This is a genomic window from Bradyrhizobium ingae (assembly GCF_055791185.1).
Window position 1 is genome coordinate 55,061 of the sequence record NZ_JBVUBB010000030.1, and the last position, 13,473, is coordinate 68,533.

Annotated in this window: 10 protein-coding genes; 4 read left to right on the forward strand and 6 right to left on the reverse strand. The window is 62.8% G+C overall.

What is annotated here, in order from left to right:
• The first annotated feature begins 48 nt into the window (after window positions 1–48).
• The 3 genes from ACV1FX_RS31160 (at window position 49) to ACV1FX_RS31170 (ending at window position 6,035) form a co-directional block, all read left to right on the forward strand.
• On the forward strand, window positions 49–1,461 hold the full coding sequence (locus ACV1FX_RS31160) for a CoA transferase (protein WP_473121367.1): 1,413 nt from the start codon (window positions 49–51) through the stop codon (window positions 1,459–1,461).
• Window positions 1,462–1,616: 155 nt separating this feature from the next.
• The gene (locus ACV1FX_RS31165) at window positions 1,617–2,861 is read left to right on the forward strand and encodes an efflux RND transporter periplasmic adaptor subunit (protein ID WP_473121368.1); all 1,245 of its coding nucleotides are present in this window, start codon (window positions 1,617–1,619) and stop codon (window positions 2,859–2,861) included.
• A 57-nt stretch (window positions 2,862–2,918) separates the two neighbouring features.
• On the forward strand, window positions 2,919–6,035 hold the full coding sequence (locus ACV1FX_RS31170) for an efflux RND transporter permease subunit (RefSeq protein WP_473121369.1): 3,117 nt from the start codon (window positions 2,919–2,921) through the stop codon (window positions 6,033–6,035).
• A gap of 5 nt (window positions 6,036–6,040) precedes the next feature.
• Here the strand turns inward: ACV1FX_RS31170 and ACV1FX_RS31175 are convergent, their stop codons facing one another.
• Window positions 6,041–6,667 (reverse strand): LysE family translocator, encoded by a 627-nt coding sequence (locus ACV1FX_RS31175; RefSeq protein WP_473121370.1) that lies wholly within the window; start codon window positions 6,665–6,667, stop codon window positions 6,041–6,043.
• Between the two features lie 214 nt (window positions 6,668–6,881).
• Window positions 6,882–7,844, reverse strand: a complete 963-nt coding sequence (locus tag ACV1FX_RS31180; protein ID WP_473121371.1) for an amidohydrolase family protein — start codon at window positions 7,842–7,844, stop codon at window positions 6,882–6,884.
• Between the two features lie 277 nt (window positions 7,845–8,121).
• On the opposite strand from ACV1FX_RS31180, the gene ACV1FX_RS31185 reads away from it, so the two are divergent.
• Window positions 8,122–9,720, forward strand: a complete 1,599-nt coding sequence (locus tag ACV1FX_RS31185) for an FAD-binding protein (protein WP_473121372.1) — start codon at window positions 8,122–8,124, stop codon at window positions 9,718–9,720.
• A gap of 802 nt (window positions 9,721–10,522) precedes the next feature.
• Here the strand turns inward: ACV1FX_RS31185 and ACV1FX_RS31190 are convergent.
• Genes ACV1FX_RS31190 through ACV1FX_RS31205 form a run of 4 tightly spaced genes read right to left on the reverse strand, consistent with a single transcriptional unit; the run spans window position 10,523 to window position 13,368 of the window.
• Window positions 10,523–10,861: a hypothetical protein gene (locus ACV1FX_RS31190; RefSeq protein WP_473121373.1), complete on the reverse strand. Its 339-nt coding sequence runs from the start codon at window positions 10,859–10,861 to the stop codon at window positions 10,523–10,525.
• Entirely contained in the window at window positions 10,839–11,954 is a 1,116-nt protein-coding gene (locus tag ACV1FX_RS31195) for a hypothetical protein (protein ID WP_473121374.1), read from the reverse strand. The genes ACV1FX_RS31190 and ACV1FX_RS31195 overlap by 23 nt, the downstream gene beginning before the upstream one ends.
• Complete coding sequence (locus ACV1FX_RS31200) at window positions 11,947–12,366, reverse strand: hypothetical protein (RefSeq protein WP_473121375.1); 420 nt, start codon at window positions 12,364–12,366, stop codon at window positions 11,947–11,949. Before ACV1FX_RS31200 ends, ACV1FX_RS31195 begins: the two co-directional genes overlap by 8 nt.
• 33 nt (window positions 12,367–12,399) lie before the next feature.
• On the reverse strand, window positions 12,400–13,368 hold the full coding sequence (locus ACV1FX_RS31205) for an alpha/beta fold hydrolase (RefSeq protein ID WP_473121376.1): 969 nt from the start codon (window positions 13,366–13,368) through the stop codon (window positions 12,400–12,402).
• Window positions 13,369–13,473: the final 105 nt, after the last annotated feature.

Consider the following 13,473-nt stretch of genomic DNA (forward strand, 5'->3'; position numbering starts at 1 on the left):
TTTCCGTGCTCATGCGATGCTGCCGAAATTATCGGGAGAGCAATCGCCATGCAAAGCCCTGCCGACATCCTCGAAGGTATCTGGACCTCTGCGGGCGGCGATGCCACGGCGCTCGCGCGCGTGCGGCTGAGCGGCGAGGAGCCACAAATCCCGTCCTCGTTCCGCGTCGCAGTGGCAGGCCAGGTCAGCATCGCCGCGGCGGGTCTTGCGGCCGCCGAAATCTGGAGGCAGCGCACGGGCGACGCGCAGGACGTCGCGGTGGACATGCGCCATGCCGTCGTCGAATGCCGCTCCGAACGATACCTGCGCGTCGATGACAAGCCGCCGCCACCGGCGTGGGACGCGATCGCGGGAATCTACAAGACCGGTGACGGCCGCTTCGTCCGCTGCCACACCAACTTCCCGCACCATCGCGATGCCGTCTGCAGGGTGCTCGGCTGCGAGGCGGAGCGCGACAAGGTGCAGGCCGCGTTGATGCAGTGGAAAGGTGAGGACTTCGAAACCGCCGCTTATACGGCGGGCGGCGTAGTTGCCTTGATGCGCTCTTATGACGAATGGATGACGCTACCGCAGGCGCGTGCGCTGGCCGAGCTGCCGCTCGTCTCGATCGAGAAGATCGGCGAGGCGCCGCCAAAGCCGTGGCCCAAGCTTCGGCCGAAAGGCGACCGCCCGCTCGCGGGCCTGCGCGTGCTCGATCTGTCCCGCGTCATCGCGGGGCCCGTTGCGGGCCGCACGCTCGCCGTCCACGGCGCCGATGTGCTGCTGGTGTCCGGCCCCGAGCTGCCTGCCATTCCATGGCTCACCATCGACACCGGGCGCGGCAAGCTTACGACCTTCATCGAGTTGAAAAGCGATGCGGGCCGCACGAAGCTCCGCGCGCTGCTTGCCGAGGCCGACATCTTTTCGCAAGGGTATCGTCCGCGCTCACTCGCCGCTCTCGGCTTCACGCCGGAAGATGCCGCGCGCATCAATCCCGGGATCGTCTATGTGACGCTGTCGGCCTATGGCCATGCCGGTCCCTGGGCGGAGCGGCGCGGCTTCGACTCGCTGGTGCAGACTGCGACCGGCTTCAACCACGCGGAGGGGCTGGCAGCGGGCATCGACGGGCCGAAGGAATTGCCGGCGCAGATGCTCGACCACGCCACCGGCTATCTGATGGCCTTCGGCGCGATGATGGCGAAGGCACGGCAGGCCCGCGAGGGCGGGAGCTGGCACGTGCGCGTATCGCTGGCACAGACCGGGCGCTGGTTGTGGAATCTCGGCCGGCTCGCGAACGGCCTGAACACCCCTGATATTCCGGGGGCGGCTGTACATCTTGCGTTCATAAGGGACATGGCATCCGGTTTCGGAACGTTGAAAGCGGTCAGCCATTCGGCGATGCTGTCGAAAACCCCGGCCGATTGGCTGCGTCCGGCAATGCCGCTCGGCAGCCATTCCCCGGAATGGCCGGGCCATAGCTGACACGAAGCTGACATAGAACTGACGTGGCGAAATTTTAACGCAAACCGAAAGACGACCTGCGTTTTTTAGGTTGTCTGAAATCTCAATTCGGCACTATTAGCGCGACCGGTGAGGCAGTCATTTTGCCGGAATCATCGCGAGAATGACCGGGCCCCATGTTAGTCAAAAATACCAAGCAATCGCAGGTATTTACCAAGCAGCGGCTGATTACCTCCGTAGTTTTACTGGCGCTCGCCGGCGGGGCCGCCTATGCCTATGTCTACGCGGGCGGCAAGGAAAAGAACCACTCGGAAGTCTCCAGCCAGTCGCGCAAGAACGCGCAGAACTTCACGCCGACGCCGTCGGAATGGGCGACGCTGTCGATCGAGCCCGTGAAGCAGAAGACCTTCCGCGCCGAATATGTCACCGAGGGCAAGGTCGCGGTCGATGAGGACCGCTCGACGCCGGTATTCTCGCCCTATGCGGGCCGGGTCACCAAGCTGCTCGTGAAGCCGGGCGAGAGCGTCAAGCAGGGCCAGCCGCTATTCCTGATCGAGGCCGCCGACACCGTCCAGGCCCAGAACGATTTCATCACGGCGATCACCTCTCAGAACAAGGCAAAATCGGCGCTCGAGCTCGCCGACATCCAGTTCAAGCGCGCCAAGGATCTCTATGAAGGCCACGCCGTTCCGCTGAAAGATTATCAGCAGGCAGAAGCGACGCAGGTGCAGGCGCAGAACGACATGCGCTCATCGGTGACGGCGCTGGAAGCCGCGCGCAACAAGCTGCACATCCTCGGTTTCACCGACGAATCGATCAAGGCCTTCCAGGACAAGGGCAGCATCAATCCGGAGATCACGATCTACGCGCCGATCTCCGGCACGGTCGTGCAGCGCAAGATCGGCCCTGGCCAGTATGTCAGCGCGGGCGCCAGCGATCCGGTGTTCGTGATCGGTGATCTCTCGACCGTTTGGCTCACGGCCTTCGTGCGCGAAAGCGATGCCGCCTCCGTCTGCGTCGACCAGGACATTACCGTGAACGTGATGGCGCTGCCGGGCCGTCCCTTCACCGCAAAGATCAATTACGTCGCCGCCGCGATCGACCCCAACACCCGCCGCCTTCTGGTCCGTGCCACCATCGACAACAAGGAAGGCCTGCTCAAGCCGGAGATGTTCGCCAACGTGACGATCTATTCGGCCGGCGGTCGCGGAGCACCGGCGGTGCCGAAGCAGGCCCTGATCTATGAAGGTGACCAGGTCCGCATCTGGGTCGCGCGCGAGGACAAGTCGGTCGAGCTGCGCCAGATCAAGATCGGGCTCGTCAACGGCGATCTCGTCGAAGTCACAAGCAATCTGAAACCGGGCGAGCAGATTGTCACCAAGGGCAGCCTGTTCATCGATCGCGCAGCCTCTGGCAGCTAGCGCATGATCATGCGCCATCAAAACTGCCGTTAGCGCACAGCGAAAAACTGGCCTGTAATGGATCGTCTCGTCGCCCTTGCCGTCAATCGCCGCTACCTGATGGTCGGCATGTTCGTCGCCGTGCTGATCGGCGGCCTGATCGCGTTCAACCAGCTCAACATCGAGGCCTATCCCGATCCGACGCCGCCGATGGTCGACATCGTGACGCAGAGCCCGGGCCTGTCGGCCGAGGAGATCGAGCGCTACATCACGATCCCGATCGAGACCCAGGTCGCAGGCCTGAAGAACCTGACGACCATCCGCACCATCTCGCTCTACGGACTGTCCGACGTCAAACTCCAGTTCTCCTTTGCCTACACCTATGACGAGGCGCTCCAGCAGGTCTTGAACCGCCTGGCACAGCTCGCGCCGCTCCCCGGCAACGTGCAGCCGCAAATCTCGCCGCTGAGCCCGATCGGCGAGATCTTCCGCTATCGCCTGGTCGGCCCGCCGAACTACAGCGTGCTCGACCTGAAGACGATCCAGGACTGGATTCTCCAGCGCCGCTTCCGGGCAGTCCCCGGCGTGATCGACGTCACCGGGTGGGGTGGCAAGACCAAGACCTATGAGCTGCAGGTCGACTTCAACAAGCTGATGGCCAACGGCCTGACGCTGCCGCAGCTGCTTCAGGCTGTGAGCAATTCCAACGTCAATGTCGGCGGCAACACCGTCAATATCGGCTCGCAATCCGCCGTGGTGCGCGGCGTCGGCCTGATCCGATCGATCGACGACCTCGCCAATACCATGGTGGCGCAGACCGGCGGCAACCCGGTGCTGGTGAAGGACGTCGCCGCCGTCACCGTCGGCGAGAAGCCGCGGCTCGGCATCGCCGGCCTCGACGATAGCGACGATATCGTGCAGGGCATCGTGCTGATGCGCCGCGGCGAGCAGAGCACGCCGACCATCAAGCGCGTCGAGCAGCTCGTGGCGCAGATCAACAATTCGACCATCCTGCCGCCCGGCGTGCGCATCGAGCGCATCTACGACCGCAAGGACTTGATCGATCTCACGACCCACACCGTGCTTCACAACATGGTGGTCGGCATTCTCCTGATCGTGCTGTTGCAGTGGATCTTCCTGGGGGATTTGCGCAGCGCATTGATCGTCGGCGCCACCATTCCGTTCGCGCTGTTCTTCGCCGTCATCATCCTGGTGCTGCGCGGAGAGTCGGCCAACCTGCTTTCGGTCGGCGCCATCGATTTCGGCCTGATCGTGGACGCGACGGTCATCATGGTGGAGGCCATCTTCCGCCGCCTGACCCAGACCACGCCGCTTTCCGAGCTCGAGCACGCTTCGGCGGACACGCTGTTTGGCATGAAGAGCCACGCCATCCTGTCGGCCGCCGCCGACGTGTCGCGTTCGATTTTCTTTGCCGCTGCCATCATCATCGCAGCCTTCTTGCCGCTATTCACGCTGTCCGGCGTCGAAGGCAACATTTTCGGCCCGATGGCGCGTACCTATGCCTATGCGCTCGCCGGCGGCCTGCTCGCGACCTTTACGGTTACTCCGGCGCTCTCCGCGATCATCCTTCCGGCCCATGTCGAGGAGACCGAGACCAAGGTCATGCTGTTCCTGCACCGGATCTACACGCCGGTGCTGCATTGGGCGGTCAGTAACCGCAACATCGTGCTGGGCGGTGCCATCGGCCTCGTCGTCATGACGTTGGCGCTCGGCCGGCTGCTCGGTCTCGAATTCCTGCCCAAGCTGGAAGAGGGCAATCTCTGGATCCGCGCGACGTTGCCACCGACCATCTCGCTCCAGGAGGGCAACACCTACGTCAACGAGATGCGCAAGCTGATCCGCGCCCGGCCGGAGGTCGAGTCCGTCGTGTCGCAGCACGGCCGTCCCGACGACGGCACCGACGCTGCAGGCTTCTTCAACGCCGAGTTCTTCGCGCCGCTCAAGCCCGCGAGCGAGTGGCCGGGGACTCACGACAAGGAAGAGCTGACCGCGCAACTCCTCAAGCAACTCGACGACCGCTTCCCGGGGGTCGAGTTCAACTTCTCGCAATATCTCCAGGACAACGTCTCCGAAGCCGTCTCGGGCGTGAAGGGCGAGAACTCGATCAAGCTATTCGGTAGCGACCTGAAGGCGCTGACCGACACCGCCAACAAGATCAAGTCGGTGCTGTCGACGGTTCAGGGCGTCACCGACCTTGCGGTGTTCACCTCGCTCGGGCAGCCGACGATCCAGATCGATATCGACCGCGCCAAGGCGGCGCGCTATGGCCTTGCGCCCGGCGATATCAATGCGACGATCAAGGTCGCGATCGGCGGCGACACCGCGGGTGATCTCTACGAGCCGGGCTCGGATCGCCATTTCCCGATCATCGTTCGCCTGGCGCCTGAATATCGCAAGAGCGCGGAGGCGATCCAGAACTTGCGCATCGGCACGCCCGGGCCGAATGGCACCGTCACGCAAATTCCCCTGAGCGAGGTTGCAACGATCAGCCTTGTCTCGGGTGCGGCCTATATCTATCGGGAGCAGCAAGAGCGCTATTTGCCGATCAAGTTCTCGGTGCGCGAGCGCGACCTCGGCAGCGCGATCCGCGAGGCGCAGCAGAAGATCGCCGAGCAGGTGCAGTTGCCGCCGGGCTCGCACATGGAGTGGGTCGGCGAGTACGGTAACCTCCAGGACGCGATTCGGCGGCTGTCGATCGTGGTGCCGATCTCGCTTGCCTTGATCGGCGTCCTGCTCTGGTTCAATTTCGGCTCGATGACCGACACGATGCTCGCCATGAGCGTGATCCCGATGGCGATCTTCGGCGGCGTGCTGGGTCTGCTGATCACCGGCACGGCGTTCAGCGTCTCCGCGGCGATCGGCTTCATCGCGCTGTTCGGCATCGCCGTGATGGACGGCATCATCATCATCTCGCAGTTCAACCAGCTCATCGAGGAAGGCCTTGACCGCATGACCGCGGTAGTGCGCACCGGCGAGCTGCAGCTCCGGCCCGTGCTGATGACCTGCGTGGTCGCCGGCGTCGGCTTGCTGCCGGCCGCACTGTCCGAAGGCATTGGCTCGCAGGTGCAAAAACCGCTCGCGGTCGTCGTCGTCACCGGCATGATGCTTGCGCCGGTGGTGATCCTCGTGACGCTGCCGGTCCTGATCTCCTTCTTCTCGCGCCGCGCCCGCTGACGGCCTCACAACATCCGCTGCGCGATCCGTATCAGCATCGTGGTGCCGAGCCCGAGCAGCATCAGGCTGGCGAACCGGTGGCTCAATGACAGCATCCGAGGCGTCAGCCGGGATCGCGCGGTCGCCACCATCGTGCTGAGAACCGCCCACCAGATCGCAGAGCCGACGAACACGCCCGCGATCAACGGCGGCGCGGCGGATTGCGTCGAGAACGCGTGCAGTGCCGCCAGGAACAGGATGGCGGTGAGCGGATTGGTCAGGCCGAGCGCAATGGCACTGAGATAGGCGCGCGCGAGGTCGACGTTGTCGATCGTGCGCCCGTCCTGAAGCGCGGCGGAGGCGCGATGCGTCCGGGCCGCGAACCACAATAGCGTAAGGGCCGAGACGAAGCCGAAGCCCACCGCATTCGCCTCAACCCATGGCTGAGCAACCGAGCCCAGACCGAGAACCGCGAAAGCGCTATAGGCAAGATGCACGGTTGCTGCACCAAAGCCCGTTGCCAACCCTGAGGCCATGCCGGATGCCAATGTGCGCTGAATGCACAGCATGCCCATTGGCCCGATCGGAGCTGCGACAGTGAAACCAATTCCAGCGCCGGAGAGGAGCGCGGCAAAATAGTGAGACAATGACATGCGACCGCACGAACAAATGAAATTTGTACGTGCGTATCGGCGAACGTGAATCGTTGCCTCAACCGAACGGGTGAAAAGCGAACGGGAACACGAACACGTTCATGTGAGCCGTTGCCGCGTTGTGCTTTCGTTGCAACAATGTGTTCGCGTTACAACGCTTTCGTTGCGCGGCGCGGGGGCACGTTCCACATCGATCGCAGGTTTCGGTGACGAATCAAAAACCGTAGAGCCGCGCCGGATTGTCGACCAGGATCTTCTTGCGAGTCTCGGCATCCGGCGCCCAGACCGGGAGCTGGTTGAGCAGGCGGCCGTCGTCGATCTGGTAAAGCGGCGCGATGTCGGTGGCCTTTCGTCCCTCCACATGACTTGAATCGGGGTGCGGCCAGTCGGTGCCCCAGACGATGCGGTCGGCATTCGCAGCGATCAGGGCGCGGGCGAACGGCACCATGTCCTGATAATCGGGCGCGAGCGTTGACGAGCGATAGGCACCGGAAATCTTCACATAGGCCTTGCCGGATTTGACGAGTTCGAGCAGGTCCGAAAATCCAGGCTGCTCCAGCCCAAGCGACGCCTCCAGGCCGCCGAAATGATCGAACACGGCTGGCACGGGCGCAGCCAGCACGAGGTTCTTGATCGCGGAGATCATCGGCAGCGTGGTATAGAGCTGCACATGCCAGCCGCGTGCCTTCATGCGCTCGACGGCACCCGTGAACCGCGCGCGCCCGACATTGGGATCGCTGATGCCGCCGGTTGCCAGATTGATGCGGATGCCGCGGAAGCCGTCGGCTTGCATCGCGTCGAGCTGGGCTTCTGACGTCTTGTCGTCGATCACGGCTACGCCACGTGCGGTGGCGCCGCGTGCCTTCATGCCGAACAGCGTGGACGAGTTGTCCGTGCCGTAGACGCTCGGCGTCACGATCACCACCCGCTCGATATGCAGCGCCTTGTGGAGGGCCGCCATCTCCTCTGGCGAGGCCGGCTCCGGCGTATAAACGCGGCCCGAAAAGAAGGGGAATTTCTCAGGATCGCCGTGAATGTGGGTGTGGCAGTCGCAGGCATGGGCCGGGACGTCGAAATTGACTGATGTCGACGGCTGCGACGCGCGAGCGTGGGCCTTGCTGGTCATGGTGACTCCGGCAGCCAGGGAAGCAAGCAGAACGCCGCGTCGGGTGAGCATGGTTGTCTCCTTGCTTCGTTGTCCCCAAGGGGACATGTCACTGACGATATCACGTCCGGCCAGATAATCGCTTCACGTCGCTGCATAGCTGTTCGACAAGTTCTGCAAGGGGCCGGACGCCGTCGACGCGCGTCGTGACGCCGGAGCCCGATGCTCCCGTCAGATGAATGCGGCAGCTTTTCATGGTCGTTCATGCAAACGGGTTTGAACCGGGCGGCTGGCGGTTTGACTAATGATCCGCGCTCCCGGATCATCTCGCTCCCACCGGAATCACTTTATGCAAAAATCTTTCGGCAAATTCAAAACCGGCGTCTCGGCCGCCGCCGTCCTCGTCGCGCTGTTTGGTGTTTATGGCTTCCGCAAGCTTCAGGCGCTCGCGGCCGATCCGACCGGTCCGAAGGACTGCCGGGCCGCGGATGACGTCGGCGAACAGGCCAAGATCGACCTGGACAAGGTGAGGGCGATCGCGCCGCTTCAAGGCGTGACGTGGTCGCAGCTCGGTGGCAGCATCAATGATGCGAGCTGCCTCAACCGTACCGAGATCTACGGCGTGGTCGAGGTGCACACCGTCGATGATATCGCAAAAACGCTGGCCTTTGCGCGCGCCAACAAGCTGCCGGTGACGACAGCAGGTGTGCGACACTCCATGGGCGGCCAGGCCTTCCGCAAGGGCGGCATCGTGCTGGACATGCGCGGCTTCAATCGCATCACGCTCAACGAGGCGGCGCGCAGCGTCACCGTACAGCCCGGCGCGACATGGCATGACATTCAGATCGCGTTGCATCCCCGCTTTGCGGTGCGCGCGATGCAGTCGACCGACATCTTCAGCGTCGGCGGTTCGATCTCGGTCAATGCCCACGGCATGGACCACCAGGCCGGCGCGCTGGCCCGCTCGATCAAGGCGATGAAGGTGATGCTGGCGGACGGCTCGCTCCAGAGCGTTTCGCCGACCGAGAAGCCGGAGCTGTTCAATCTCGTGGTCGGCGGCTACGGCCTGTTCGGCGTCATCGTCGAGGCCGAGCTCGATATCGCCGACAACACGGTCTACCAGACCGGACGGCGCGTACTCGATTACAAGGCCTTCCCGGCGCTGTTCGCAGGCGAGATCGAGAAGGACACCAATATTGGCCTGATGTACGGCCACCTCTCGACCGCGCCGAGCAGCTTCCTCCAGGAAATGCTGCTCTACACCTACACCAAGGTCGATGGCAGCGATTTCGCGATCGAGGAGCTCGGCGAGGTCAGCAGCACCAAGCTCAGGCGGCTCACGATCAACCTCTCCAAGCAGGGGCCATTCTTCCAGGAGTTGAAGTGGCTGTCCGAGAAGCACATCGAGCACCGGATGGAGACCTGCACGGTGACCCGCGCCAAAGCGATCGCCTCGGGAGAGGCCTGCCTCGTCAGTCGCAACAATCCCATGCACGACTCCGTGCCGTACTTGCGCAACGCGTTGCAGGACGAGACCGACATCCTCCACGAATACTTCATCCCGCGCAAAAACTTCGTCGCCTTCGTCGACGGCATGCGCAGGATCATGCTCGAGAACAAGACAAATCTGTTGAACGCGTCAGTCCGCATCGTGCACAAGGAGGAGAATTTCCTCACCTACTCGCCGGAGCCGGCGTTTTCGCTGGTGCTCTACATCAACCAGCCGACGGACGATGAGGGCAACCGCCGCATGAAGAAGGTGACGGAAGAGCTGATCGACCTCACCATCGCCAATCAGGGGCGCTTCTTCCTGCCGTACCAGCTCTATTACTCGCGCGACCAGCTCGAGAAATCCTATCCGCAGATCGATGACTTCTTCGCGGCCAAGCGCAAGTACGACCCGGCCGGTCTCTTCACCAACACGATGTATCAGAAATACGGCTCGTAAGGCACGATCCGGACAAGTGTTCAGCAGTCTTCCCTGGCGACAAACGCGGAACACGTTTGCGCGGAGATCGTGCTCCGCAAATAAAGCCTACCAGGCCATGTACTCATAACCGTCGGTGGAACCAACGAAGGCTGCGTCCGCTTTCGCCCGGTTAGCGACCAAGTTCGTGCGGTAGCGCACTATGTCGCAAAGGGGCAAAACTGGACGTCAACAGGCCGATGACAAAGCCATGATCGCTTGTCGGCGGCCATAGATCGATGCACTTTTATCTTTCTGTGTGGATGCTTCAGACCCGCTTCGTGATCCCGGTCACAACGCCAATAAACGATCCTGCGAGGAAAGAAGCACTAAGCATTATTAGATTGAGAACAAGCTTATCTTGACTAAATTGAAGTAAGATCCACCCAAGCAGCATGCAAATTAGCCCGCAGCCCACGGGCCAAAGCGCACGCCGCCGTACTGCGAGCCGCTGGGCCGGGCCAAGCAGCTCAGAGTTCCGCGACAGATTCCAGGCTCGGCGAAACGATAGCTCGAAACTCAAGGCTAATACGGCCAGACAGGCAGCGAAGAAGTAGTAAGACATTATCCTCGTTGCCAACTGTTACCATCTTGAAGGACGCGAGACGATAGCGTGGATTGATTGCCTCGGTCTTAAGGAGATAGCGAACAAACGGTCGTATCGGCGCACTATTCCAAGCTCGTCAACGATGTCCGCTTCGGGTCCATTCTCGCCCGACTGAGCGCAGGTTGTCCGCTGGCTCATGTCCGCTTTGCCCCGAAAGCACCAAGACCCCGGGCCGCGTCAGCTTCGCTTCGGCGCGAGCCCGTTGCAGCCGCCGGCCTGCTCGGCATCGAGCACGAGCAGGGCGCCGGCGGCGTAGAGCCGGCTGACGAAATCCGCTGCATTGGATCGCGCGATGGTGACATAGGCGTTCGACGCCAGCACGCGGCCGTCGGCCTTCGCAATTGCCGCGATTGCCTGCGTCTGCGGCCCGATCACGGCCAGCGAGCGGCCGGGCGCGGCACCAAAGGTGAGGGCAACGACGAGCGCAAGCCAGCCCGTGACGACGAGTGAGACCGCAAACGCGATCCTGCGGAGCGGCCGCGGCGTTGTCGGGCTAATAGTCGTAGAAGTGCTCAAGGCTCGCACCCTTCGTCGTCAGCTCGCGCTTGATCTCGACGAGCCGATCGATCCTAGCCTTAAGGCCGGCTCTGCGGAAGCCGGGTTTGGCGTCCAGATCCAGTGAAAACAGTTCCGTGGTGTCGGGAATATCGAGAGCCGTCCCTTTCGGCGCGATCACTGTGATGAGGATCTCGCGATTGCCGGCCATCTCGGCCAGGCGGTGACCGCCGTCGAGCAGCTTGTTCAGGATCTCGCTCAGCGCCTTGTAGCGCGGCGCCTGCACAAGCTGCCAGTCCGGCGACAGCGTACGGACCAAGGTGATGCGGGGCTCGGAGCCAAGCACGTCCTGCGGCAGCGTTGCGACCACGAACATGATGTCGCGCGGCTCGTCGTCGTCGCTGGCATCGAGCGCCTTCTGGATCGCGGCGGCATAGCCGATCTTGATGAAATATTCGGTGCCGAGCACGAAGTCGCGCTCCCATGTGCGCAGCTTGCTCGGTGTCGGCGCCGAGATCGCCCACAGTCCGTTCAGCGTGTCGCTGAACGGATATTTGTACCAGGGAATGGTGTAGAGAAAGGCAGCATAGTCCTGCAGTACCGTGCGGGCATATTCATCCTGCGGCGTGAGCTTCTCGCCCCTGATCCATTCGAAGGCGCGCCCGATGGTGTTCTCGTAAAGTCCCTTGATCGCGTATTCGGTGGAGTAGCTGATGCCGATAACGTAGATCATCATCTTCACATCGAAGCGCGATTCAGCGCTCGCCGGAACTGCGCGGTTGATCGTGCAGAAGCTGCGCCAGAAACCGAGGATGTGGCGCAAATAGCCGAAATGGCTCTCGCTGGACCGCTCGAGGAAGCGGCCAAAATCCTCGAAGGAATAGACGATGTACCACTCCGGGAAGGTGAAGTAGGTGTTGTCGAGCGGTCGGCGATAGCCCTTTTCGCCGATCGGCGGCAGCGCCGCTGCCGGTGTCGTGGCTGATGCCGCTTCGGTCGCGGGCTGGCAGCTTCCCTCGATATAGGCGAGTGGCCCCAGGATCGCGACGGCGATCAGGGCGAGGAGAGCAAGGATGATGCGGCCAAGCCTCCTAAACGCAGGTTGTTTAGGCATGGGCCGGTCGCGTGCGCGGCGCGAGGAGATAGCCGATCAGGATGGCAAGCCCGCCAAGGCCGAGATGCGGCGCATTGGCGAAGATGCGGGTCGACAGGGGCAGGTTCAGCACGCCGTTGATGAGGATGCCGAAATCGAGATAGCCGCTGCCGGTGAGGAGGCCGAGCACCCCGTCGGCGAAATAGAACACGCCGAAGAGCTGGAAGAACAGTTCGGATGCGCGGCGCGAGGTCAGCGCCGAGGCGAGCGCCCACAGCGCGGAGACGAGATGCAGGCCGTCGGCGTACCAGGTGCGGCGGAACAGGCCGAAGATCATGTCGTTCTGGTCGATGAAGGCGGGGATGTAACCGGTGAGGATCACAAAACCAAGCAGCGCAGCATAGCCAAAGGCGCACAATCGGATGACGTCCATGATCCCTCCGGTAAGTCCGAATCTCGTTCGAGTTTAGAGTGTCCCGAGCGCCTTGAGCAGGGCGTCGTTGAACTGGCCGGGATCCTCGATCTGCGGAATGTGACCGAGACCGGGCAGCAGAGCGAGATGCGCCTGGGGCAACAGAGCGTTCAAGTCGCGCGCCTGCGCGAGCGGCGTCACGGTGTCCATTTCGCCCCAGAGAATCGCAACGCGCTGCTTGAGCTGAGTGTAGGCGGCGCGATCAGCGCTCATCGCGCCGCGGTCCGCGCCTGTGAAATAATAGAGCCAGTCCGCAATATCCGATGTGGAGTTCTGGCGTGTCAGCGGCCGTTGCAGGATCTCGACATATTCGGGCAAGGCGCGGTCCTTCCTTGCGATCAGCGATTGCAGCAGCATCCTGGTCGCAAGCGGATTGGTGACCGTCAGCGACACCAGCATTTCGCGAAGCCATTTCGGACCCAGCACCGCCGGTGGATCGGACGGCTCAGCCGTCAGCCCCAACGCGGCATCGACCAAGACCAGCGCGCGGGCGCGTGCCGGGAAGCGCAGCACCAGCTCGGTCGCAGCACCCGCGCCGAAGGAATGGCCGACGATGATCGCGGGCGCCGCATTGAGCTTCTCGAGCACGTCGCGGACGCGCTCGGCCTGATCCTGTCGCGTGTAGCCGCCTGGCCGATCGGAGAAGCCGAACGGCGGCAGATCCAGCGCGATCACGTGATAACCACCGGCTGCGAGCGCATCGCTGGTCGCCCGCCACAATTCACTCCAGGCCGCGGTGCCGTGAAACAGCACGACAGGGATTCCCGAAAGCGGTCCCTTCTCCTGAATGAAGACGTCGCCCGAGCGTGTCGTCACCCAATGCCCGCTCGACGGCGCGAGATCGGTGCGGCCTGCGGTCTCGCGAAAAGCCGCCGCCAGCCGGAATGCGATGACCGCAGCGACCACCAGCAGCAAAAGGGCACCGCACAGCCTGGCCGCACCACGAAAGATTTTGGAGATCAAATGGCCTCGCGAGATGAGTCGGTCGACAGTAGACCGCTACTCTAGCGCGAGTTGATCTGGCGTTGAAGCGAAGCGCGATTGCGCGTCTCGCTCAGGATGGATATT

Bases quoted from the DNA above. Each gene is read 5' to 3' on its own strand.
- ACV1FX_RS31160 (WP_473121367.1), top strand. From the start codon at position 49: ATGCAAAGCCCTGCCGACATCCTCGAAGGTATCTGGACCTCTGCGGGC.
- ACV1FX_RS31165 (WP_473121368.1), top strand. From the start codon at position 1,617: ATGTTAGTCAAAAATACCAAGCAATCGCAGGTATTTACCAAGCAGCGG.
- ACV1FX_RS31170 (WP_473121369.1), top strand. From the start codon at position 2,919: ATGGATCGTCTCGTCGCCCTTGCCGTCAATCGCCGCTACCTGATGGTC.
- ACV1FX_RS31175 (WP_473121370.1), bottom strand. From the start codon at position 6,667: ATGTCATTGTCTCACTATTTTGCCGCGCTCCTCTCCGGCGCTGGAATT.
- ACV1FX_RS31180 (WP_473121371.1), bottom strand. From the start codon at position 7,844: ATGCTCACCCGACGCGGCGTTCTGCTTGCTTCCCTGGCTGCCGGAGTC.
- ACV1FX_RS31185 (WP_473121372.1), top strand. From the start codon at position 8,122: ATGCAAAAATCTTTCGGCAAATTCAAAACCGGCGTCTCGGCCGCCGCC.
- ACV1FX_RS31195 (WP_473121374.1), bottom strand. From the start codon at position 11,954: ATGCCTAAACAACCTGCGTTTAGGAGGCTTGGCCGCATCATCCTTGCT.
- ACV1FX_RS31200 (WP_473121375.1), bottom strand. From the start codon at position 12,366: ATGGACGTCATCCGATTGTGCGCCTTTGGCTATGCTGCGCTGCTTGGT.